Annotated in this window: 16 protein-coding genes and 1 riboswitch; of the genes, 12 read left to right on the forward strand and 4 right to left on the reverse strand. The window is 71.9% G+C overall.

All coding sequences use genetic code 11. The features are described from left to right. The first annotated feature begins 8 nt into the window (after positions 1–8). The 4 genes from nuoL (at position 9) to recQ (ending at position 7,590) form a co-directional block, all read left to right on the forward strand. The gene (gene nuoL, locus ACF1A5_RS00630; RefSeq protein WP_392190644.1) at positions 9–1,955 is read left to right on the forward strand and encodes an NADH-quinone oxidoreductase subunit L; all 1,947 of its coding nucleotides are present in this window, start codon (positions 9–11) and stop codon (positions 1,953–1,955) included. A gap of 5 nt (positions 1,956–1,960) precedes the next feature. After that, positions 1,961–3,559 (forward strand): NADH-quinone oxidoreductase subunit M, encoded by a 1,599-nt coding sequence (locus ACF1A5_RS00635; protein WP_392190645.1) that lies wholly within the window; start codon positions 1,961–1,963, stop codon positions 3,557–3,559. After that, the gene (gene nuoN, locus ACF1A5_RS00640; RefSeq protein ID WP_392190646.1) at positions 3,556–5,205 is read left to right on the forward strand and encodes an NADH-quinone oxidoreductase subunit NuoN; all 1,650 of its coding nucleotides are present in this window, start codon (positions 3,556–3,558) and stop codon (positions 5,203–5,205) included. The genes ACF1A5_RS00635 and nuoN overlap by 4 nt, the downstream gene beginning before the upstream one ends. Before the next feature lie 303 nt (positions 5,206–5,508). Beyond that, positions 5,509–7,590, forward strand: a complete 2,082-nt coding sequence (gene recQ, locus ACF1A5_RS00645; protein ID WP_392191183.1) for a DNA helicase RecQ — start codon at positions 5,509–5,511, stop codon at positions 7,588–7,590. 174 nt (positions 7,591–7,764) lie between these two features. On the opposite strand, the gene ACF1A5_RS00650 is transcribed toward recQ, so the two are convergent. Together ACF1A5_RS00650 and fahA are read right to left on the reverse strand one after the other, a co-directional pair. Then, entirely contained in the window at positions 7,765–8,703 is a 939-nt protein-coding gene (locus ACF1A5_RS00650) for a M56 family metallopeptidase (RefSeq protein WP_392190647.1), read from the reverse strand. A 269-nt stretch (positions 8,704–8,972) separates the two neighbouring features. Then, positions 8,973–10,229: a fumarylacetoacetase gene (fahA, locus tag ACF1A5_RS00655; protein WP_392190648.1), complete on the reverse strand. Its 1,257-nt coding sequence runs from the start codon at positions 10,227–10,229 to the stop codon at positions 8,973–8,975. Positions 10,230–10,472: 243 nt separating this feature from the next. On the opposite strand from fahA, the gene ACF1A5_RS00660 reads away from it, so the two are divergent. From ACF1A5_RS00660 to ACF1A5_RS00670, 3 genes are all read left to right on the forward strand, one after another. Then, positions 10,473–11,720: an ATP-grasp domain-containing protein gene (locus tag ACF1A5_RS00660; protein ID WP_392190649.1), complete on the forward strand. Its 1,248-nt coding sequence runs from the start codon at positions 10,473–10,475 to the stop codon at positions 11,718–11,720. A 76-nt stretch (positions 11,721–11,796) separates the two neighbouring features. Then, positions 11,797–12,999 carry an FAD-dependent oxidoreductase gene (locus tag ACF1A5_RS00665; protein WP_392190650.1) on the forward strand — a complete coding sequence of 401 codons (1,203 nt, stop codon included), beginning with the start codon at positions 11,797–11,799 and terminating at the stop codon, positions 12,997–12,999. Positions 13,000–13,276: 277 nt separating this feature from the next. Beyond that, positions 13,277–14,089 (forward strand): HAD family hydrolase, encoded by an 813-nt coding sequence (locus ACF1A5_RS00670; RefSeq protein WP_392190651.1) that lies wholly within the window; start codon positions 13,277–13,279, stop codon positions 14,087–14,089. A gap of 99 nt (positions 14,090–14,188) precedes the next feature. Here ACF1A5_RS00670 and ACF1A5_RS00675 read toward each other — a convergent pair whose 3' ends face one another. Then, a complete protein-coding gene (locus ACF1A5_RS00675) occupies positions 14,189–14,674 on the reverse strand; it encodes a transglycosylase SLT domain-containing protein (protein WP_392190652.1) in 486 nt (161 codons plus the stop codon). Positions 14,675–14,678: 4 nt separating this feature from the next. Then, positions 14,679–14,808: riboswitch (cyclic di-AMP (ydaO/yuaA leader) on the reverse strand. 701 nt (positions 14,809–15,509) lie between these two features. Here ACF1A5_RS00675 and ACF1A5_RS00680 point away from each other — a divergent pair. The 4 genes from ACF1A5_RS00680 to ACF1A5_RS00695 all read left to right on the forward strand — a co-directional run bounded on the left by ACF1A5_RS00680 (position 15,510) and on the right by ACF1A5_RS00695 (position 20,202). Further along, positions 15,510–16,520 carry a polyprenyl synthetase family protein gene (locus ACF1A5_RS00680; RefSeq protein WP_392190653.1) on the forward strand — a complete coding sequence of 337 codons (1,011 nt, stop codon included), beginning with the start codon at positions 15,510–15,512 and terminating at the stop codon, positions 16,518–16,520. A 410-nt stretch (positions 16,521–16,930) separates the two neighbouring features. Next, the gene (locus ACF1A5_RS00685; RefSeq protein WP_392190654.1) at positions 16,931–18,166 is read left to right on the forward strand and encodes an outer membrane lipoprotein carrier protein LolA; all 1,236 of its coding nucleotides are present in this window, start codon (positions 16,931–16,933) and stop codon (positions 18,164–18,166) included. Positions 18,167–18,206: 40 nt separating this feature from the next. Then, positions 18,207–19,280 carry an ABC transporter ATP-binding protein gene (locus tag ACF1A5_RS00690; RefSeq protein ID WP_392190655.1) on the forward strand — a complete coding sequence of 358 codons (1,074 nt, stop codon included), beginning with the start codon at positions 18,207–18,209 and terminating at the stop codon, positions 19,278–19,280. Further along, on the forward strand, positions 19,267–20,202 hold the full coding sequence (locus ACF1A5_RS00695; protein ID WP_392190656.1) for an ABC transporter permease: 936 nt from the start codon (positions 19,267–19,269) through the stop codon (positions 20,200–20,202). The genes ACF1A5_RS00690 and ACF1A5_RS00695 overlap by 14 nt, the downstream gene beginning before the upstream one ends. A gap of 32 nt (positions 20,203–20,234) precedes the next feature. On the opposite strand, the gene ACF1A5_RS00700 is transcribed toward ACF1A5_RS00695, so the two are convergent. Further along, positions 20,235–20,753, reverse strand: a complete 519-nt coding sequence (locus ACF1A5_RS00700) for a DUF6668 family protein (protein WP_392190657.1) — start codon at positions 20,751–20,753, stop codon at positions 20,235–20,237. Positions 20,754–20,931: 178 nt separating this feature from the next. On the opposite strand from ACF1A5_RS00700, the gene ACF1A5_RS00705 reads away from it, so the two are divergent. Next, positions 20,932–22,536 (forward strand): tetratricopeptide repeat protein, encoded by a 1,605-nt coding sequence (locus tag ACF1A5_RS00705; RefSeq protein WP_392190658.1) that lies wholly within the window; start codon positions 20,932–20,934, stop codon positions 22,534–22,536. Positions 22,537–22,615 lie beyond the last annotated feature (79 nt).

Raw genomic sequence — 22,615 nt, forward strand, 5'->3', positions numbered from 1 at the left:
GAAGAATCGTGGACAACCTGATTGCGCTGCTCATCGCGGCGCCCCTGCTCGGAGCGGCCGTCCTCCTGGTCGGCGGCCGGCGTCTCGACGCCGTGGGCCACTGGCTCGGCACGCTCCTGTCGGCCGCCTCCTTCGTGATCGGCCTGGTCCTCTTCGCCGACCTGCTCGGCAAGGACCCCGAACACCGCACCCTGATCCAGCACCTCTTCACCTGGATCCCCGTCGAGAGCTTCCAGGCGGACGTCACCTTCCGCCTCGACCAGCTGTCGATGACGTTCGTGCTGCTGATCACCGGCGTCGGCTCGCTGATCCACCTGTACTCGGTCGGGTACATGGAGCACGACGAGCGCCGCCGCCGCTTCTTCGGCTATCTGAACCTCTTCCTCGCGGCGATGCTGCTGCTCGTCCTCGCCGACAACTACCTGTTGCTGTACGTCGGCTGGGAGGGCGTCGGTCTCGCCTCCTACCTGCTGATCGGCTTCTGGCAGCACAAGCCCAGCGCGGCCACCGCGGCGAAGAAGGCCTTCCTGGTCAACCGCGTCGGCGACATGGGACTGTCGATCGCGATCATGCTGATGTTCACGACGTTCGGATCCTTCGCCTTCGGGCCGGTGTTCAGCCACGCCGGCGACACCTCCGAGGGCAGGCTCACCGCCATCGGTCTGATGCTGCTGCTCGCCGCCTGCGGCAAGTCCGCCCAGGTGCCGCTGCAGTCCTGGCTCGGGGACGCGATGGAGGGCCCGACCCCGGTCTCCGCCCTCATCCACGCGGCGACCATGGTGACCGCGGGCGTCTACCTGATCGTCCGCTCCGCCGCGATCTTCAACCTCGCCCCCGACGCACAACTCGTCGTCACCGTCGTCGGCGCCGTCACGCTCCTGTTCGGTGCGATCGTCGGTTGCGCGAAGGACGACATCAAGAAGGCGCTGGCCGGCTCGACCATGTCGCAGATCGGCTACATGGTGCTCGCCGCGGGCCTCGGCCCCATCGGCTACGTCTTCGCCATCATGCACCTGGTGACGCACGGCTTCTTCAAGGCCGGGCTGTTCCTCGGCGCCGGTTCGGTCATGCACGGCATGAACGACGAGGTGGACATGCGCCGTTACGGCGGCCTGCGCACGTACATGCCCATCACGTTCATCACCTTCGGCCTCGGCTACCTCGCCATCATCGGCTTCCCGTTCCTGTCCGGCTTCTACTCCAAGGACGCGATCATCGAGGCGGCCTTCGCCAAGGGCGGCACCCAGGGCTGGATCCTCGGCGGCACGGCCCTCCTCGGCGCGGCCATCACCGCGTACTACATGACGCGCGTGATGCTGATGACCTTCTTCGGGGAGGAGCGTTGGAGGAACCGGCCGACGCCGTCCCCTGCCGAGCCCGGAGTGGAACCGGCGGCCGAGGAGCACGGCGACCATGCCGTACCCCACCCGCACGAGTCGCCCAAGGTCATGACGATCCCCATGATCGTGCTGGCCGTCGGATCGGTCTTCGCCGGCTTCTTCTTCCACCTCGGCGACCGCTTCCTGCACTGGCTGGAGCCGGTCACCGGGCACAGCGAGGGGAACTCGCCGGTCAGTGCCCTGACCGTCACCGGCGCCACCGTGTTCTGCCTGGTCGTGGGCGTCGCCATCGCCTACGCCCAGTACGGCCGCAAGCCGGTCCCGGACGTCGCCCCGCGCGGGTCGCTGCTCACCCGGGCCGCCCGGCGCGACCTGCTCCAGGACGACTTCAACCACGTCGTCCTCGTCCGCGGCGGCGAGCACCTGACGCGGTCCCTGGTGTACGTCGACCACACCCTGGTCGACGGCGTCGTCAACGGCACGGCGGCCTCGGTCGGCGGCCTGTCCGGACGGATGCGCCGGATGCAGAACGGCTTCGCGCGCTCCTACGCGGTCTCGATGTTCGGCGGTGCGGCACTCCTCGTCGCCGCGACCCTGCTGATGAGGGCGGTCTGATACCGATGTCCTTTCCTCTGCTGACAGCGACGGCGGTGCTCCCGGCCATCGGGGCGGTCGCCACGGCCGCCGTCCCGGCCGCGCGGCGCACTGCCGCCAAGTGGCTGGCGCTGGTCGTCTCCCTCGCCACGCTCGCCCTGGCCGCCATGGTCCTGGTCCGCTTCGACCCGGGCGGCGCCCGCTACCAGCTCACCGAGTCCCACGCGTGGATCGCGGACTTCGGGGTGAGGTACGAACTGGGCGTGGACGGCATCGCGGTGGCGCTCGTCGCGCTGACCGCCCTGCTGATGCCGTTCGTGATCCTCGCGGGCTGGCACGACGCGGATCCGGAAGAGACGGGCAACAGGCGGTGGCGGCCGACTCAGGGCTACTTCGCTCTCATTCTCGCCGTCGAGGCGATGGTGATCCTCTCCTTCGAGGCCACCGACGTCTTCCTCTTCTACATCTTCTTCGAAGCCATGCTCATCCCGATGTACTTCCTCATCGGCGGCTTCGGCGACCGTGCCCACGGCGCGTATCGATCTGCCGCTACCGCGGCGCGGGGCGAGGAGGCGGCGTCGACGCAGCGGTCGTACGCGGCCGTCAAGTTCCTCCTCTACAACCTGGTCGGCGGTCTGATCATGCTGGCCGCGGTGATCGGCCTGTACGTGGTCGCCGGGAACTTCTCGCTCACCGAGATCGTGCAGGCCCGCGCCAACGGCTCGCTGCACATGGCGACCGGCACCGAACGCTGGCTGTTCCTCGGCTTCTTCTTCGCCTTCGCGGTGAAGGCGCCGCTGTGGCCGCTGCACACCTGGCTGCCCAACGCCATGCAGGAGTCCACGGCGCCGGTCGCCGTGCTCATCACGGCGGTCGTCGACAAGGTGGGCACGTTCGCGATGCTCCGCTTCTGCCTCCAGCTCTTCCCGGAGGCCAGCAAGTGGGCGACGCCCGTCATCCTCGTCCTGGCGCTCGTCAGCATCGTCTACGGGGCGCTGCTCGCGGTGGGCCAGCGGGACATCAAGCGCCTGGTGGCGTACGCGTCGATCTCGCACTTCGGCTTCATCATCATGGGCATCTTCGCGATGACCAGCCAGGGCCAGTCCGGGGCGACGCTCTACATGGTCAACCACGGCATCTCGACGGCCGCGCTGATGCTGGTCGCCGGATTCCTGATCTCCCGGCGCGGCTCCCGGCTCATCGCCGACTACGGCGGCGTGCAGAAGGTCGCCCCGGTGCTCGCCGGCACCTTCCTGATCGGCGGTCTGGCGACCCTGTCGCTGCCGGGTCTGGCGCCGTTCGTCAGTGAGTTCCTGGTACTGGTCGGCACGTTCACCCGCTACCCGGTGATCGGGATCATCGCCACCTTCGGCATCGTGCTCGCCGCGCTGTACACCCTCGTCCTCTACCAGCGGACGATGACCGGCCCGGTGAAGCCGGAGGTCTCCGCGATGCCGGACCTGCGGGTGCGGGAGCTGGTGGTGGTAGCCCCGCTGATCGTGCTGCTGATCTTCCTGGGCGTCTACCCGAAGCCCGTCACGGACATCGTCAATCCGGCGGTCAAACAGACCATGTCGGACGTACACCAGACCGACCCCAAGCCCGAGGTGGAGGCGGCCAAGTGAGCGCAGCAGCCGTCCACAGCCTGTGGACAACCGCGGCCGACCCGATCTCGAAGATCGACGCGCCGAAGATCGAATACGGGCAGCTCTCGCCCACCCTGATCGTCGTGGGCGCGGCGATCATCGGGGTGCTGGTCGAGGCGTTCGTCCCGCGCAAGTCGCGTTATTTCGCCCAGCTGTTCGTCTCCGCCGTCGCACTCGCCGCCGCCTTCGCCGCGGTGATCGCGCTGGCGGCCGGCGGATACGGCACCACCAAGGCGCACATCGCGGCGATGGGTGCCATCGCGGTCGACGGCCCGTCGCTCTTCCTGCAGGGCACCATCCTGCTGGCGGGCCTGGTGGGCCTGTTCACCTTCGCCGAGCGGCGGCTGGACCCGGTCGCGCACGGCAACCGGGTCGACTCCTTCGCCGCGCAGGCCGCGTCCGTGCCGGGCAGCGACAGCGAGAAGGCCGCGGTGAAGGCCGGATTCACCACCACCGAGGCGTTTCCGCTCCTCCTCTTCGCCGTCGCCGGAATGCTGGTCTTCCCTTCGGCCAACGACCTGCTGACCCTGTTCGTGGCCCTGGAGGTCTTCTCGCTGCCGCTGTACCTGCTGTGCGCGCTGGCCCGCCGCAAGCGGCTGCTCTCGCAGGAGGCCGCGGTCAAGTACTTCCTGCTCGGCGCCTTCGCCTCCGCGTTCACGCTGTTCGGCATCGCGCTGCTGTACGGGTACGCGGGTTCGGTGTCGTACGCGACGATCGCGCAGGTCGTCGACGGGAACGTGGCGAGCGTCGACCCGGCGCTGGCGAACACCATGGGCAACGACGCACTGCTGCTCGTCGGCGCGGCCATGATCGTGATGGGCCTGCTGTTCAAGGTGGGCGCGGTGCCGTTCCACATGTGGACGCCCGACGTGTACCAGGGCGCTCCGACCCCGGTGACCGGGTTCATGGCGGCGGCGACCAAGGTGGCGGCCTTCGGCGCGCTGCTGCGGCTGCTGTACGTGGTGCTGCCGGGCATGCGCTGGGACTGGCGTCCGGTCATGTGGGGCGTCGCGATCGTCACCATGCTGGTGGGTGCGATCGTCGCGATCACGCAGACCGACATCAAGCGGCTGCTGGCCTACTCGTCGATCGCCCACGCGGGCTTCATCCTCGCCGGTGTCATCGCGACCTCGAAGGACGGTGTCTCCTCCGTCCTGTTCTACCTGGCCGCGTACTCCTTCGTGACGATCGGCGCCTTCGCCGTGGTGACGCTGGTGCGCGACGCGGGCGGCGAGGCGACGCACCTGTCCAAGTGGGCCGGTCTCGGCCGCCGCTCGCCGCTGGTGGCGGCCGTGTTCGCGGTGTTCCTCCTGGCCTTCGCCGGCATTCCGCTGACCTCCGGCTTCGCCGGAAAGTTCGCCGTGTTCAAGGCGGCGGCCGAGGGTGGCGCGGCTCCGCTGGTCGTGATCGGTGTGATCTCGTCGGCGATCGCGGCGTTCTTCTACATCCGGGTGATCGTGCTGATGTTCTTCAGCGAGCCGCGGCCCGAGGGCCCGACGGTGGCCGTCCCGTCACCCCTGACGATGACCGCGATCGGCCTCGGCGTGGTGGTCACCCTCGTACTCGGTGTGGCCCCGCAGTACTTCCTGGACCTGGCGAGCCAGGCAGGAGTCTTCGTCCGCTGAACCACCCTTCACCCAGCACTCTGCCCGGCATCATCATCAGGTGCCGGGCAGCGGCGTGTGCGGGTGTGCGCGGATCACCCTTCCTCGGCGAACCGTGCCTGGATCCGTGCTCCCAGGGGACTGAGTCTCGCGGCGCATTCGGACTGCCCGCCGGAAACGGGCAGGTCTCCCGCGAACGCGTGAACGACCATCGTGTCCTTGACATGGAGTGTGCCGGGCGGTCTGTGGATAACTGCGGTGCTGTCGGTGTCGGCCCCTATGGTGGAGGCAGTGGTCGAGGGACGACGTACGGGGGACGAGACGATGGGCGGGACGGGCGGTATCACCGAGATGCCAGTGACGCAGAGTGAAGCGCTGGCCGCGCTGCATCGTGTCTTCGGATACGAGGCCTTCCGGGGCGAGCAGGAAGCGGTCATCGAACACGTGGTGGCGGGCGGCGACGCAGTCGTGCTCATGCCCACCGGCGGAGGCAAGTCGCTCTGCTACCAGATCCCCGCCCTGGTCAGACCCGGCACGGGCATCGTGGTCTCGCCGCTGATCGCGCTGATGCAGGACCAGGTGGACGCGCTGCGGGCGCTGGGCGTGCGCGCCGGGTTCATCAACTCCACCCAGGATTTCGACGAGCGACGCGTGGTGGAGGCGGAGTTCCTGGCGGGCGAGCTCGACCTGCTCTATCTCGCCCCGGAGCGCTTGCGCGTGGACGCCACGCTGGACCTGCTGTCCCGGGGCAAGATCGCGGTCTTCGCGATCGACGAGGCCCACTGCGTCTCCCAGTGGGGCCACGACTTCCGCCCCGACTACCTCGCCCTGTCGCTGCTCGGCGAGCGCTGGCCGGACGTCCCGCGGATCGCGCTCACGGCGACCGCCACCCGCGCGACGCACCAGGAGATCACCCAGCGGCTGAACATGCCGCAGGCCCGTCACTTCGTGGCGAGCTTCGACCGGCCCAACATCCAGTACCGCATCGTCGGCAAGACGGACCCCAGGAAGCAGCTGCTGAGCTTCCTGCGCGAGGAGCACCCGGGCGACGCGGGCATCGTGTACTGCCTGTCGCGCAACTCGGTGGACAAGACGGCCGAGTTCCTCACCGCCAACGGCATCGAGGCGGTCCCCTACCACGCGGGCCTCGACGCGGGCACCCGCGCGGCGCACCAGTCCCGCTTCCTGCGCGAGGACGGCCTGGTCGTGGTCGCCACGATCGCCTTCGGCATGGGCATCGACAAGCCGGACGTCCGCTTCGTCGCCCACCTGGACCTGCCGAAGTCGGTCGAGGGCTACTACCAGGAGACCGGCCGCGCCGGCCGTGACGGACTGCCCTCCACGGCCTGGATGGCCTACGGGCTGAACGACGTCATCCAGCAGCGCAAGCTGATCCAGTCCGGCGAGGGCGACGAGGCGTTCCGCCGCCGGGCCGCGGCCCACCTCGACTCGATGCTCGCGCTGTGCGAGACGGTGCGGTGCCGTCGCGGCCAGCTGCTCGCCTACTTCGGCCAGGACCCGGACCCGGCGGGCTGCGGCAACTGCGACAGCTGCCTGACACCGCCGGAGACCTGGGACGGCACGGTCGCGGCCCAGAAGGTGCTGTCGACGGTGGTACGGCTGCAGAGGGAGCGGAGGCAGAAGTTCGGCGCGGGCCAGATCATCGACATCCTGCTCGGCAAGCGCACCGGCCGGGTGATCCAGTTCGACCACGACCAGTTGTCCGTGTTCGGCATCGGTGAGGAGCTGACCGAGGGCGAGTGGCGGGGCGTGGTGCGTCAGCTCCTGGCGCAGGGGCTGCTCGCGGTCGAGGGGGAGTACGGCACGCTGGTGCTGACCGACGCGAGCGCCTCGGTGCTGCGGCGGGAGCGGGAGGTGCCGCTGCGCAAGGACCCGAAGAAGCCGGCCGCGTCGCGGGGATCGGCCACCCGCTCCGACCGCAAGCCGAAGGCGGCTGCGGCCGAGCTGCCCGAGGCACTCCTGCCCGCCTTCGAGGCCCTGCGCGCCTGGCGCGCCGAACAGGCCCGCGAACAGGGCGTCCCGGCGTACGTCATCTTCCACGACGCCACGCTCCGGGAGATCGTCTCGGTCTGGCCCACGTCGGTGGCACAACTGGGCACGGTCGGCGGCGTCGGCGAGAAGAAGCTCGCGACGTACGGGGAAGGGGTGCTGGAAGTCCTCGAGTCGCTGAACGGCCCGTCCGTAGAAGGCCCGTCCGGGGAAGGCCCGTCCGGGGAAGGCCCGTCCGGCGACGGCCCGTCCGGGGAAGGCCCGTACGAGTCCGGCTCGCTCGGCCACGGCCCGGACCGGGCCGCCGCCCGCAGGTCCCCCACGACGGCGGACGAGGACTGGCCGGAGTCCGAGCCGGAGCCGGGCGAGCCCGGGGGGCCGGACGACTGGATATGACCCCCGCCGGGACGGTCTGAGGCGTCCACGGCCTCTTCTCCGACTCGCCCGCAGGGGGAGTCCGAGGGCGCCGGCCGAGCCCCTCTGTCCGAGCCCCGTCAGTCCAGGACCTTGAGCGTCCGAGCCCCGTCAGTCCAGGACCTTGAGCGTCCGTGCCCCGTCAGTCCAGGACCGTCACCCCAGTGCCGTCAGCCCCGGAGCGAAAGTGATCAGCAGAGGCAGCAGGGGCACCAGCGCCGCCGCTGTCGTCGTCAGGGCGCGGTGCCGGCGGCCCAGGCGGGGCGGGGGTTCCAGGAGGCGGTCCACGCGCTCGCCGAGCAGGCGGTGGCTGGAGGCGCAGGAGAGGACCCCGCGGTGCTGGTTGAGCTCGATCAGGGCCAGGGCCGTGGTCAGATGGCCGTGGCGGCGTGACGCCGTGTCGTCCGCGGCGAGTTCGACCAGCCGGTGGGTCTGGTCGCAGAAGTGGGAGAACAGCGGCACACGCGGGAAGCCGGTCGCCAGGGCCGTCGACAGATGCAGCAGCCAGTCGTGGTGGGCGCGGGCGTGACCGCGTTCGTGGGCGAGCACCGCGTCGAGCTGATGGCCGGTGAGACGGTGCAGGGCACCGGTGGTGACCACGAGCTGCGGCGGGTGGCCGGGCATCCACCAGGCGTCGGGGTACTCGTCCTCCAGCACCAGCAGGGGGCCGCGGCTCGGCGGCAGGCCCGCGGGCAGGTCGGGGGCGCGTTCACGCAGGTGTGCACGGGCCCGGCCGCGGCGCCGACGCGCCTCGGCGACCTCCCGTGCGAGCATCGCCGCGGTCCAGGCGGCGCCGCAGGCCAGCAGCAGGGTGAGGGCGGCCGACCAGAGCGGGGTGGCCGAGAGGTCGTACGCGGCGGTCACCGCGGGCGGCGCGGGGGCGAAGACCCGGTCGCGGACGGTGTGGAAGACGGCCGCGGCCCCCAGGACGAGGGCGGTCAGACAGCACAGCAGAACGGTCGCGACCAGGCACTGCCACACCCACAGCGCGACGACCGGTTCCCGCTCGGGCCAGGCGGCCCGGGTCAGCGCGCGGGGTGCCGGCACGGCGGCCGTCAGGGCGACGACGCTCAGCAGGAGCAGGCAGACGGTCATGCCACGGACTCCGCATCCTGATCGGAGGTGGGCGGGTGTCGGGTCGTGTTGTGGGGGCGGCCGGCGCGGTGCGCGCACGGCCTGCCGTCAGTATGACGGCGTCGGGCGGCGGGGGTGAGGGTTCGGCGGCAACCGATTCCCGCACCCCACCGCCCCCACGTGTCCGCCCGGCGTACGTCTTGGCCTTGCGTACCTCGCGCAGGTCTCTGCTTTCGCGGACGTCCCGGCCTCGCCCAGGAGTCCGTCCTCCGCACGTGGGTCCGGACCGGTCAGCCGGCCACGATGCGCCCGGTCACCTCCCCGAGGCCCACCCGGACGCCGTCCGGCCCCGGTGCCCAGGCCGTCAGGGTCACCACGTCGCCGTCCTCCAGGAACGTGCGCTTGCCGTCGGGCAGTTCAAGGGGGTCACGGCCGTTCCACGTCAGCTCCAGCAGGGAGCCGCGCTGGGCGGGCTCGGGGCCGCTGACGGTGCCGGAGCCGTACAGGTCCCCGGTGCGCAGCGAGGCGCCGTTGACCGTCATGTGGGCGAGTTGCTGCGCCGCCGTCCAGTACATGGTGGAGAAGGGGGGCTCGGACACCACGTGCCCGTTGATCGCGACGGAGATCCGCAGGTCGTAGCCGCCGGGCTCCTCATCGGCGTCGTCGAGGTACGGCAGGAGCGGGTGGGTGCGCCGCGGCGGTGCGACCCGGGCGTCCTCCAGCGCGTCCAGCGGGGTGATCCACGCCGACACCGAGGTGGCGAAGGACTTGCCGAGGAACGGGCCGAGGGGGACGTACTCCCAGGCCTGGACGTCACGCGCGGACCAGTCGTTCAGCAGGCACAGCCCGAAGACGTGCTCGCGGAAGTCGCCGAGCGGCACCGGCCTGCCGAGCGGCGAGGGCACGCCCACCACGAAGCCGACCTCCGCCTCGATGTCCAGCCGGACGGACGGCCCGAAGACCGGCGCGGGGTCGGACGGGGCCTTGCGCTGGCCCGACGGCCGTACGACGTCGGTGCCCGACACCACCACCGTGCCCGAGCGGCCGTGGTAGCCGATCGGCAGGTGCTTCCAGTTGGGCGTGAGGGAGTCCTGGGCGTCGGGGCGGAAGATCTGGCCGACGTTCCGGGCGTGGTTCTCGGAGGCGTAGAAGTCGACGTAGTCCGCGACGTCGAAGGGGAGGTGCAGGGTCACCGAGTCCAGCGGGTACAGGAACGGCGCGACGGCCTCCTGGTGGGACGGCACCGTCACCCATGCCGTCAGCGCCCGCCGGACGTCCGACCAGGCGGTGCGGCCCGCCGCCAGCAGCGGGCCGAGTGTGGGCCGGGCGAGCAGGGAGGCGTACGGCGAGCCGAGCGCCCGCGCCGCCGCGCCCGCGTCGAGGACGTGGTCGCCGAGCCGGACACCGACGGTCCTCTCCTGCGAGCCCTGCGAGCCCTGCGGACTCTGCGGAGCCTGCGAACTCTGCGACCCGGCGCGGGAGAAGACGCCGTAGGGGAGGTTGTGCGGGCCGAAGGGGTCGCCCTCGGGGACCTCGAAGGGGAGCATGGAGTGCTTGCCTTCCTCTCGTGCTCTCTCGTGCGCGCAGGGCACGGGACGTCTTCCATGTGGTCGCGCCACACGTTACGGCTGAGTTGGCCGTCTTGGGCAGTGCCTAAAGAGTTTGCAATGTCCGGTTTGGGGTTGTCGGAGCAGTCAATTCCGGCTTAGCGTCCTTTGGGGGACGGGCGGGGTGGGTCCGCTCCGTAGGGGGGACACGTGGGGGGACCCGTGGCCAGGAATGCCGCCGGTGTGCCTTTCGAGGCGGACCGTGATGTGCCGGGCCTGATCGTGAAGTTCGGCGACTACCCGCTGCACCACGGAGGCGTCGGCGCGATCCGCAGCCTGGGCCGTCTGGGCATCCCCATGTACGCGATCACGGAGGACCGCTGCACCCCAGCCGCCTCCTCCCGCTACCTCACCCGCGCGTTCGTCTGGCCCACCAGGGGCACGGAGGAGCCGGACCGTCTGGTCGAGGGCCTGCTGCGGATCGGCCGCCGCATCGGCCGGCCCACCGTCCTCGTCCCGACCGACGAGGAGGCCGCCGTCCTGATCGCCGAGCACCAGGAGGAGCTCGGGGGACCCTTCCTCTTCCCGCCCGTCGCCCCCCGCCTCCCGCGCCGCCTGGCCAGCAAGCAGGGGCTGCACGAACTGTGCGGGGAACACGGGGTCCCGAGCCCCGCGGCCGCCTTCCCGCGGTCGTACGACGACATCGCCGCGTTCGCCGAGAAGGCCCGCTTCCCGGTGGTGGCCAAGAACCGTGAGGCGTTCGTACGGCGCAGCCGCCCGGCCGTGAGCGGCACCACGCGGATCACCACCCGCGAGGGCCTGCTGAGGCTCGCCCGCGACTGGGGCGAGGAGCCGGGGGTGATCCTCCAGGAGTACCTTCCGCGGGAGGAGGCCGAGGACTGGATCGTGCACGCCTACTTCGGCGCGGACTCGACCCCGCTGGCGATGTTCACCGGCGTGAAGGTCCGCTCCTGGCCGCCGCACGCGGGCATGACCGCCCATGCCTACGTCGTCGACAACCCGGAACTCGCCGACCTCGCCGCACGTTTCATCAAACAGATCGGCTTCAGCGGCATCATCGACCTGGACCTGCGCTTCGACCGGCGCGACGGACAGTACAAGCTCCTCGACTTCAACCCGCGCATGGGCGCCCAGTTCCGGCTCTTCGAGAACGAGTCGGGGGTGGACGTCGTCCGGGCCATGCACCTCGATCTGACCGGACGCGCCGTTCCGGACGGGGAACAGCGGGCCGGCCACCGGTACGTCGTGGAGAACATCGACCTGCCCGCCCTGCTCGCCTACCGCCGCAGCGGCTACACCACGCCGCACGCGCCGGCCCGGTCGAGCGGGACGGAGCTGGCCTGGTTCGCGGGTGACGACCCACTGCCGTTCCTCACGATGCTCGCGCGCTTCGTGCGGCCGGGCGCGAAGCACCTCTATCAGCTGTGGCGGACCAACCGCCGTGGCAGCACCACCGGTTCGGGTGGCTGACCTGCTCGATCACCCATCTGCCCGCTGGCCGGGCCGGCCACGAAGTGACGAACAGTTCGTCCTGGGGAGGGACTTCGTGAACCAACCGGTAGCAGTCATCGGTGCCGGGCCGTATGGCCTGTCCACCGCCGCGCATCTGCGAGGGCGCGGCATCCCGGTCCGCGTCTTCGGGAAACCCATGGTGAGCTGGCGCGACCACATGCCCGCCGGGATGCTGCTGAAGTCGACCCCGGCCGCCTCGAACATCGACGCCCCGCAGCGCGGCCACACCCTCGCCGACTACTGCGACGCGGCCGGCACACGACGGCTGGTGACGGACGAGGACATCATCCCGGTCGAGACCTTCACCGCCTACGGCGAGTGGTTCCAGCAGCGACTGGTGCCCGGCCTGGAGCGGGTGCGGGTGGTGTCGGCCGACCGGCGGCCGGGCGGCGGATTCGAGCTGAAGCTGGACTCGGGGGAGCAGTTCGCCGCCCGCGCGGTCGTGGTGGCGACCGGCCTGTCCGGCCTGGCCCACCTGCCGCCGGAGCTGGCCGGGGCGGCGCCCGACGGCCCCACCCCGACCGGCCCGCTCTCCCACAGTTCCCAGCATCACGACCTGTCCCGGTTCGCCGGCCAGGAACTCGTCGTCGTCGGCGCGGGCCAGTCCGCGCTGGAGACGGCGGCGCTCGCGGCGGAGGCCGGCGCGCGGGTGCGACTGGTGTCCCGGGGCCGCGGCAGGGTCGCCTTCGGCGCGCCCCCGTGGCGGCAGCCGCGACTGCGCCCCGAGTCGCCCTTCGGCCGCGCCTGGTCCCTGTGGGCCCTCAGCCATTACCCGCACCCCTACCGCCACCTCCCGGCCCGGACCCGTCACTACCTGGTCCGCCGCGTCCTCGGACCGCTCGGCGCGTGGTGGCTGCGGGACCGCTTCGAGGGCGAGGTGCCGGTCCAGGAGGTCGCCGCCATCGTCCGCGCCGAGATCGGGGACGGCCGCCCGACGCTGACCGTGCGCACTCTCGGCGGCGGTACGCGGGACCTCACCGCGGACCACGTCATAGCCGCGACCGGCTATCGCGTCGACATCGCTGCCATGGACTTCCTCGGCCATGAACTGCGTGCCGAACTGGCGGTGAGCCGCGGCACCCCGAAGCTGGGTGCCGGGTACGTCTCCTCGGTTCCCGGTCTCTACTTCACGGGTCTGCCCGCGGCCGCCTCCTACGGGCCCGTGATGCGCTTCGTGTGCGGGACGGAGTTCGCCTCCCCGAGGCTGGCCGCCCACCTGGCGGGATCACACGGCTGAGCACACGCCCCCGGAGCGGTGTGGAGCTGACTGCGCGGGGCGTGAGGGGTGCAGGGGAAGCGGTGCGGGGGCGGGGAGTGGTGCCGTGATCTCGCTCACCCTCACTCCCGGCCGCTGCCGCGTCGCCCTCACGCCCCGCACGGCCGCGTGGACCGGCACGGGATGAAGAACCGCCGCATACAAAGGAGTTCAGGAGGTGCGGGCGGGAATGAGGCGGCGGCCGTCGTCGTCCGGTTCCCGTCGAGTCGGCGGCGCGGCGGATCCGTATTCTCTGATCATGGCCGCCTCCCTCGCATATGCCCTCATCGCCACTGACCTGGACGGAACGCTGCTGCGCGGCGACGACACCCCGTCCGAGCGGTCCCTCGCCGCGCTCGCGCGGGTGGCGGCCGCGGGTTCCCGGCACCTCGTGGTGACCGGGCGGCCGGCGCCGAGGGTGCGGCCGCTGCTCGACGCCCTGGGCACCACGGGCCTCGCGGTGTGCGGCCAGGGCGCGCAGCTCTACGACGCCGGGGCGAACCGCCTGCTGTGGTCGGTCACCCTGGACCGGGAGCCGGCCGAGACCGCGCTCGGCAAGATCGAGGCCGAGGTGGGGCAGGTGTACGCGGCGGTCGACCAGGACGGGGTGGACGGGCTGACGCTGACCGAGCCCGGGTATCTCATGCCGCACCCGACGCTGCCCGCCGTGCGGGTCGACCGGCGCGACGACCTGTGGAGCGCGCCCATCAGCAAGGTGCTGCTGCGCCACCCCGTGCTGTCCGACGACGAGTTGGCGGCGGTCGCGCGCGGGGTGGTCGGCTCCCTGGCGACGGTCACCATGTCGGGCCCGGGAACCGTCGAGCTCCAGCCCTGCGGCATCACCAAGGCGACCGGGCTGGCCATGGCCGCCGAACACCTGGGGCTGAGCGGTGAACACGCCCTCGCCTTCGGTGACATGCCGAACGACGTCCCCATGTTCCAGTGGGCCGCCCACGGTGTCGCCATGGCCAACGCCCACCCCGAACTCAAGGCGGTCGCCGACGAGATCACCTTGTCGAACGAGGACGACGGCATCGCCGTCGTCCTCGACCGGTTGTTCCCGGGGCGGTAGGCGCTCCGGGAGGCCTCCGCCCGCCGTTGGCACCTCGGGTGCCGCTGGGTGCCCGCCCCGGCGGCCGGTGGGCGCCGCTGGAGCGCCCACCGGCGTCCGTCAGTAGGCGCCGAAGACGTTGTCGATGGAGCCGTAGCGGGTGGCCGCGTACTTGCAGGCGGCCGTGATGTTGGCGACCGGGTCGTAGATGTTCCACGCCGTGCCGGGCACGTGGTAGGCGGTGAACGTCGGGTCGATGACCTGGAGCAGGCCCTTGGACGGGATGCCCGCGAGCGCGTTGGAGTCCCAGAGGTTGATGGCCAGCGGGTTGCCGGAGGACTCGCGCATGACGTTGCGGTGGATGCCGTTGTACGTGCCCGGGATGCCCTTGTTGGCCATGACCCGGAGCGACGCGCGGATCCAGCCGTCGAGGTTGTTCGGGTACCCGAGTGTGCTCGCGGTGACGGGGGCGGAGGTGGTGGCCGCGGACGCGTTGGTCGCGCCGATGAGCGGGAGGGCGAGCACGGCGGCACCGGTGCCGACGGCGGCGAGGGCGCGGGCGAGGCGGGTGGCGCGGGGACGGCGGAGCAGACCCTGGGCAGGCATGGTGAATTCCTCTCCGTCGCCTGCGAGGTGAGCTGTCGGGTTCGGGCGGGGAGGCGCCCGGCCGTGGCCCCTGAGGGCACGGCTTCACCCCGAGCCGTTCCGGCGCGGCGTACGACATGCGGTGTGCGACGTACGGCGTCCGGCCCGGCGACTTACCTGGGTCCCCCGCTCCTGCCATGCGTGGTTCGTTCGATGGGTTCATGGGCGGCGGCAGGATTCGGCGTCCGCCCGGTGGCCCGGAACGTATGCGAGAGCACATGTCCTGAACAAGTAGGCGATTCACAGCTCGTCCCTATTGACCTTGATGTGCGGCTAATGAGGTACTTGATCCTTTGCGTTCGCACAGGGTCAACTCGCCTGCGAGGAAAGGGGAAGCGCGGGTATGCGACCGGAGGGAAGGTGAGGGGATCGTGTGACCCAACTCACGGTTTAAGTCGGCGAAGAGCAATTGCGACCAAGGGGATTTGAGGCAGCAAGGTGGACTAATCGGACTTCGTCGCGCCTATCCATCCGGGCGGTGCCGGACGTCGTCGGCGGATGGCTCGCGTGTCACCCGGGTGCCACGAGTGTGCCGCGGTGCGAGTCGTTCGGCGGGAGGGTGGCGTACGGGTGTGTATGAACGTGGTGCGGGGGGATCGAAAGGGGCGAGTCGATATTTATGCGGTCATATGTATGGATCACTTGCATACCGGGCGTGATCCGATACCGCCTGGCCTGTATAGGTGGGCGCTAGCGGTGATCGAAACGTGACCGGATACGCTGACTTGAGTGAGGGCAGCGACCTATCGACAAACCGTGTAATCGCCAGCAGACACCAGCAGACAGGAGACCCCTCGTGACCGTCGTCGGGCCGTTCGGGCTGAGCGTGCGGGACCAGGCTCTGGAAGCCGATGTCCAGGCCGGATTGGCGGCTGTCGAGGAAGGGCTGCTCGAGGCCACCAAGAGCGAGGTCCCCTTCATCACGGAGGCCGCCCAGCACCTCGTACGGGCGGGCGGGAAGCGGTTCCGGCCGCTGCTCGTGATGCTCGCGGCGCAGTTCGGTGACCCGGAGGCGCCGGGGATCGTGCCGTCGGCCGTGGTCGTGGAGCTCACCCACCTGGCGACGCTGTACCACGACGACGTGATGGACGAGGCCGCGGTGCGCCGTGGAGTGGCCAGCGCGAACACCCGCTGGGGGAACTCGGTCGCCGTCCTGACCGGCGACTTCCTGTTCGCCCGGGCCTCGCAGATCCTCGCCGATCTCGGTCCGGAGGCGGTGCGCGTGCAGGCCGTGGCGTTCGAGCGGCTGGTCACCGGGCAGATCCTGGAGACGGCGGGGCCGCAGGACGGCCGCGACCCGGTCGATCACTACCTGGACGTGCTGAGCGGCAAGACCGGATCGCTGGTCGCGGTGTCCTGCCGGTTCGGGGCGATGATGTCCGGGGCCGACGAGAACGTCGTGGACGTGCTGACGCAGTACGGGGAGCGGCTCGGCGTCGCCTTCCAGCTGGCGGACGACGTGCTGGACATCGCCTCGGACTCGCACGAGTCGGGCAAGACGCCGGGGACGGACCTCCGGGAGGGGGTCGCGACACTTCCGGTGCTGCGGCTGCGGGAGCGGGCGGCGCGGCTCGGTCTGGCGGAGGACGTCGCGCTGTGCGAGCTGCTGGACTCCGACCTGACCGACGACGACCGGCTCGCGGAGGCGCTGGCGGCGCTGCGCACCCACCCGGCGCTGGAGCAGGCCCGCAAGGACACCGTGCGGTACGCGGAGGACGCGCGGGCCGCGCTGGCCCCGCTGCGGGAGTGCGACGCCAAGGCGGCGCTGATGGAGCTGTGCGACGCGGTGGTGCACCGGGCCGGCTAGCGACGCCCCCACCTGCGGAGCTGAGCCCTCGATCTCACGGCAGGCCCCTGTCGTAACGAGTCCCGGGAAGCCGGTGCAGGCAGCGTCGGCACAGTCGGTGCTCCCTGCCGTCCCGGGGCGCCTCGCCCCCACCCCGCCCCGCCCCGCCGCTCCGTACCACCCCCTACGGGGCGGCGGAGACGCAGCCCTCCGGCGTCATACCCCAGGCGTAGGCGGAGTTGAGTCCGCGGTCTGACGCATCCTCACGGCCGATTTGGTCAGATGGAACACACGGACAACACCACTCCTCACCGATTCGGGTGAGAATGGCGGCTCGGGGTGGTGGGTGCACCGCCCCGCTCGCGCGATGCCGGGAGCACCGGGGAGAGCGCGGACGAGCAGCCGCCGCCGACGACGGAGGTAAGGCACAGATGGCACCGTACGAATCCGACGACAGCACCGGCCTCGAGGACGCCGACGAACTGCGCTCGGGACGGCGCAGGGCCGCGCGCTACGTCGTACCGGCCGCGGTGGTGGGGGTCGCGGCGGCGACCATCGGGCTGGTCCCGGCGCTCGCCGACTCCGGCGACCCCGACCTGCCGAAGATCACCGCGCAGCAACTCATCGAGAAAATCGCCAAGTCGGACGTCCAGCAGCTCTCGGGGACGGTGAAGGTCAGCACGGACCTCGGTCTGCCGGACCTGGGCGGCCTGGAGAGCGGCCTCGCCTCCCGTGCGGCCGGCAGCGGTGACGGTTCGTCGGCCGACCCGACGTCCAGGCTGACCGAGCTGGCCTCCGGCACGCACACCCTGCGCGTCGCGTCCGACGGCGAGGACCGGCAGAAGGTGTCGCTGATCGAGCGCGCCGCCGAATACAGCCTCGTCCACAACGGCAAGGACGTCTGGGGCTACGACAGCAAGTCGAACGAGGTCTACCACGGCACCGCCTCCCAGGACGGCGGCAGGCGGCACGACCAGGTCCCCGCCACGCCGAAGGACTTCGCCGACCAGGCCCTGAAGTCGGTCGACGACACCACGTCGGTGACGGTCGACGGCACGGCGCGGGTGGCCGGCCGGGACGCCTACAAGCTGGTCGTGAAGCCGAAGCAGTCGGGGACCACGGTCGGTGCGATCAGCGTCGCGGTGGACGCGAAGACCGGGCTGCCGCTGAAGTTCACGCTGACCCCGGCGAGCGGCGGCGCCGCCGTCGTGGACGCGGGCTTCACCCAGGTGAGCTTCACCAGGCCGGCCGCCTCGACCTTCGCCTTCACCCCGCCCAAGGGCGCGAAGGTCACCGACGAGAAGGACGCGGCACACGACGGCGCCAAGGCGCCCGAGCACGGCCTCCTGCCCGGAATGCCCTCGCAGAAGGACCTCGCCAAGGACGGCCGGGGGGACTTCGCCAAGGAGGGCCCGAAGGTGCTCGGCAAGGGCTGGAACTCCATCGCCACCTTCGACACCGGCGGCAAGGGCGGCGCCCCGTCGGGCTCCGGCAGCGGAGACCTCGGCGGCATGCTCGGCTCGCTGGGCGACCAGGTGACCGGCAAGTTCGGCAAGGGCACGGTCTTCTCCACGCGCCTGATCAACGCGCTGATCACGGACGACGGCAAGGTCTACGTCGGTGCCGTCACCAAGGGCGCACTGGTGAAGGCGGCGAACGCCGGGTAGTAACCGTCCGGAACGCGGGTACGACGAATCGAGGGAGCCGATGGACGAGGCGTCCGCCAAGCCGCTCGCCGACCCGCCGGCCGGCCCCTCCGCCCGTCCGCCCGTAACGGGTCCGGACGCGGAGCCGGGGACCGCGGGGCCGGAGGCGGACGCGGGCCCGGAGGCGCGGGAGGGGGCCGCCGGGCCGAGCGTCATCCACACCCGCGGCCTCACCAAGCGCTACCGCGGCGGCCAGCTCGCCGTCGACGGTCTCGACCTGACCGTCCCGGCGGGCAGCGTCTTCGGCTTCCTCGGCCCGAACGGCTCGGGCAAGACCACCACCATCCGCATGCTGATGGGGCTGATCGAGCCCACCTCCGGCACGGCACGCGTCCTGGGCCGCCCGATGCCCCGGTCAACGCGGGCCGTGCTGCCGCACGTCGGAGCCCTGATCGAGGGGCCCGCGCTGTACGGCTTCCTCTCCGGCCGGGACAACCTGCTGCGCTACGACGCCGCCGACCCGTCCGCCGACCCGCGCACCCGGCGTGCGCGGGTCGCCGCCGCCCTGGACCGGGTGGGGCTCACGGCGGCGGCCGGCAGGAAGGCCAGGGCGTACTCCCTCGGCATGAAGCAGCGCCTCGGGCTGGCGGCCGCGCTGCTCCGGCCCCGGAAGCTGCTCGTCCTGGACGAGCCGACCAACGGCCTGGACCCGCAGGGGATGCGCGAGATCCGCTCCCTGGTCCGGGAACTGGCCTGCGACGGCACGACCGTCTTCCTCTCCTCCCACCTGCTGGACGAGATCGAGCAGGTGTGCACCCATGCGGCCGTCATGGCCCGGGGCAGACTGGTGACCCAGGGCCGGGTGGCCGAGCTGGCCGCCGGGATACGGGGCCGGCTCGTGGTGACCACGCCCGACACCGGGGACGCGACCCGGGTGCTGAAGGAGCGGGGGGTCGGCGACGTGGTCGTCGACGGCGACCGGGTCACCGGTGAACCGCCGGACCGCGACCTCGCCGAGCTGAACGCGGCGCTGGTCGCGGCGGGCGTGCGCGTCCGCGGCTTCGGCCTCGAACGCGCCTCCCTGGAGGACGCGTTCGTGGCCCTCACGGGGGAGGGGTTCGATGTCGCGGGCTGACACTCCGCCGGAGACGGCCGAAACACCCGGAGGACCGGCCGAGACCACCGTAGAGCCGGGCGGGACGGGGGACCGCGCTCCGCACGCGCTGTGGACGCTCGGGCTGCTGCGCAGCGAGCTGGTGACCACCTTCCGGCGCTGGCGCACCCTCGCCCTGCTGGGCGTGCTGGCGGCCGTCCCGGTCCTGGTCGGGATCGCCGTCCGGATCGAGACGAGGGGCGGTGCCCCGGCCGGGCGCGGGGGCGGTCAGGGCCCGGCGTTCATCGCACAGGTCACCAACAACGGCCTGTTCCTGGTCTTCACCGCGCTGGCGGCGACCCTGCCGTTCTTCCTGCCTATGGCCGTCGGCGTGGTCGCGGGCGACGCGATCGCCGGCGAGGCGAACGCGGGGACGCTGCGCTACCTGCTGGTCGCCCCCGCCGGCCGCACCCGCCTGCTGCTCACCAAGTACGCCACGACGATGGCCTTCTGCCTGGTCGCCACGCTCGTCGTCGCCGTCTCGGCGCTCACCGTCGGCGCGCTGCTCTTCCCGCTCGGGGACCTCACCACCATCTCGGGCACCCAGATCGACTTCGCCGAGGGACTGGGCCGGGCCCTGCTGATCGCCCTGGTCGTCGCGGCCTCCTTGACCGGCGTCGCGGCCCTCGGACTGTTCGTCTCGGCACTGACCGACAGCGGCATCGCGGCGATGGCGACGACCGTGGGCCTGCTGATCACCGTGCAGATCCTCGACCAGATCCCGCAGCTCCACGCGATCCAGCCGTACCTCCTCCCGCACTACTGGCTGTCCTTCGCCGACCTGATGCGCGATCCGGTCTACTGGGACGACCTGGTGAAGAACCTTCAGCTGCAGGCCGTGTACGCGGCCGTGTTCGGCTCGGCGGCCTGGGCGCGCTTCACGGCGAAGGACATCACCGCGTAGGCACCAAGGCGTCGGGCGTCATCGCGGAGGGGTCACCGCGTCACCGTTCCCGTGAGGCGGGTGAGCGCCTCCGTCTCGCGCGGGGGCCGGCCGTCGAGCTCGCCCACCCGCCAGGCAGGTACCCACGGGACGCGGTACACGTCGATGACGGCCTCGATCGGCTTCACGCGCTGCGCGAGCTGCCGCGGCAGCCGCCCCGGCGCGTCCGCGACCAGGACGACGGCGTCCAGATCCAGCCCGGCCGGTGCCTCGCCCCGGCGGAACACTTCCAGGGTCCGGATCGCGGCGTCCAGCCCGGCCGCGTGCGTCCGGGCGACGAGCAGGACCGAGCGGGGGGAGTCGGGACCGGGCCAGCCGCGGCCGCAGTCGTGACCGCCGTACACCGCCGCCAGCGTGGTCGTGCCCGCGCCGCCGTGGGTGGCCACCCACGAGAAGCGCCGGGGCGTGACCGGCCCGCCGACGGGCCGTTCGGGCGCACCCTCCCGAGCGTCGGCTTCGGCCACCGGCCCGCGAATCCAGATCTCCGGTCCCTGCTGCACGACTGTCCCCATGCCCGTTCCCCTCCTCCGTCATCCCGACGATCTTCACGCTCGGCGCGTTACCGACGACACGGCGGCGGAGTTCCTGGTGCGAGTCTGTGACGTCGTGGTGACGTGAGAACCGCAGGCGAGCGGAGAGACTCGACAGTACGCGTACGACCGGATCGCGCGCATCCGAGTGAGGGAGCCGATGTCTCGACTGAGCCGCGAGAAGAAGCGGGAACTGAAGCGTGCCGCGCGTGCGGCGGCACCCGCGGCCACACCGATCTCCGTGCACGTGCCCGCGGACGGCGCTGGAGCCTCGGTCGGAGGCGTACCGGTCCGTAACGCCGCCGGCGAGGAGATCCAGCACGCCGTCCTGAACCACCTGCACCGCCTCGCCCTCGCCACCGGCCACCCCGTCCTCGCCACGGTCACCGACGAACGCATCGGCTACGTCGTCCCCCTGCGCGTCCAGAGCGACGGCTCCAGCGACTTCACCGCCGAGCCCCTGCGCACGACCCCGCCCCAGCCGCCGCGTCCGCCGAGGCCGGTCTCCACGACGGCCGCACCGGAGCCCGCCGCCCCGTACGAGGGGGCCGCGCCGCCCGTGCCGTCGTCAGGCTCTGCCGAGCCCTCCGGTGCTCCCGGCCCCTCGCCCGAGGAGCCGGAGTCCGAGCCAGTCACGGACGCGCCGCGGTCGTCGGCCGATCGGCGCACGCACCTCCTGCGGAAGGTGCCGGAGCCGGTGCGGGAGTCCGCCCCCACGTTCCCGTTGCGGGCGGTGCCGGAGCCGCGGGGCGAGACGCCCCCGACCTTCCCGCTGCGCGCGGTGCCCGAGCCGCAGCCGTCCGCCGGACCCGCGCCGACCTTCCCGCTGCGGGCCATACCGGAGCCGGCCGACCTGCCGGACTCCGGCACGTCCGCCACGCCGGGGGACCGGTCGGCATTCGGCGCGGTGACCCCCGGCACCGTGAGCGCCCCGACCGGGCAGTTCGGGCCGCCCCCGGTGATGGACGCGCGGCCCACAGCCGCACCCGGCCCCGCGCCCGCGTCCGCACCGACGTCCGCGGTCGCCCCCGCGCGGACGCCCCCCGCCAAGCCGTCCACCCGGGAACCGGCGCCCGCTCCGGTCGCTCAGCCCGAGCGCGTACCCGTACCCGAACTCGAATCCGCACCGGAAGCCGTGTCCGAGGCCGAGATCGCCTCCGAGCCCGAGCCCGTAGCCGCCTCCGAGCCCGAGCCCGAGCCCGAGCCCGACCCCAAGCCCACTCCCGCCCGCGGTTTCGACGCCGTGGCCGAAGCGGTGCTCGGGGACGATCCCAGGACCGCGACCGGCGAGGGCGGTACCGTCCTGCTCGCCGAGCCCATGGCGCGGATCAACGGGGCCGTGAAGTCGGGCCGGATCGAGGAGGCGGCGACGCTGGCCGAGCGCACCGTCACCGAGGCGTCGGCCACGCTCGGCCCGGAGCACGCCGAGGTGCTGCGCCTGCGCGAGCTCACCGCGTACATCGCCTATCTGGCGACCGACCCGGTCCGCTCGTTCGGCCTGTCCCTCGAGCTGGCCCGCATCCGGCGCCGCGCCGGCGACGCGGAGGCCGCCTACGGCAACGTGCAGAGCGCGGCCGCCGCCTGGCGCGCGGTTCGTGACCCCGAGCAGGGCCTGCGGCTCGGCCGTGACCTGATCGGGCTGTGGACCGAACTCACGGCCGAGGAGGGTCCGGCCGCCGACGACATCGAGCAACTGGAGTCGGCCCGCGCCCGGATGGGCCGCCTCGCCGAACGGGCCGGGAGGGCGGCACCCCCGGCACGCTGACCCGGCCCCGCTCCCTGGGCTCCCTCGGCGCAGACGGGACTGGTCGGCTCACGCGGAAATCGTCGGGCTCACGCCGAAC

This window comes from Streptomyces sp. NPDC014864 (genome assembly GCF_043081525.1).
Classification (GTDB): domain Bacteria; phylum Actinomycetota; class Actinomycetes; order Streptomycetales; family Streptomycetaceae; genus Streptomyces.

What these genes read in the sequence shown, in the direction of transcription:
- ACF1A5_RS00635 (WP_392190645.1), top strand. Translation starts at nt 1,961, where the DNA reads ATGTCCTTTCCTCTGCTGACAGCGACGGCGGTGCTCCCGGCCATCGGG.
- recQ (WP_392191183.1), top strand. Translation starts at nt 5,509, where the DNA reads ATGGGCGGGACGGGCGGTATCACCGAGATGCCAGTGACGCAGAGTGAA.
- ACF1A5_RS00650 (WP_392190647.1), bottom strand. Translation starts at nt 8,703, where the DNA reads ATGACCGTCTGCCTGCTCCTGCTGAGCGTCGTCGCCCTGACGGCCGCC.
- fahA (WP_392190648.1), bottom strand. Translation starts at nt 10,229, where the DNA reads ATGCTCCCCTTCGAGGTCCCCGAGGGCGACCCCTTCGGCCCGCACAAC.
- ACF1A5_RS00670 (WP_392190651.1), top strand. Translation starts at nt 13,277, where the DNA reads ATGGCCGCCTCCCTCGCATATGCCCTCATCGCCACTGACCTGGACGGA.
- ACF1A5_RS00675 (WP_392190652.1), bottom strand. Translation starts at nt 14,674, where the DNA reads ATGCCTGCCCAGGGTCTGCTCCGCCGTCCCCGCGCCACCCGCCTCGCC.
- ACF1A5_RS00685 (WP_392190654.1), top strand. Translation starts at nt 16,931, where the DNA reads ATGGCACCGTACGAATCCGACGACAGCACCGGCCTCGAGGACGCCGAC.
- ACF1A5_RS00690 (WP_392190655.1), top strand. Translation starts at nt 18,207, where the DNA reads ATGGACGAGGCGTCCGCCAAGCCGCTCGCCGACCCGCCGGCCGGCCCC.
- ACF1A5_RS00695 (WP_392190656.1), top strand. Translation starts at nt 19,267, where the DNA reads ATGTCGCGGGCTGACACTCCGCCGGAGACGGCCGAAACACCCGGAGGA.
- ACF1A5_RS00700 (WP_392190657.1), bottom strand. Translation starts at nt 20,753, where the DNA reads ATGGGGACAGTCGTGCAGCAGGGACCGGAGATCTGGATTCGCGGGCCG.
- ACF1A5_RS00705 (WP_392190658.1), top strand. Translation starts at nt 20,932, where the DNA reads ATGTCTCGACTGAGCCGCGAGAAGAAGCGGGAACTGAAGCGTGCCGCG.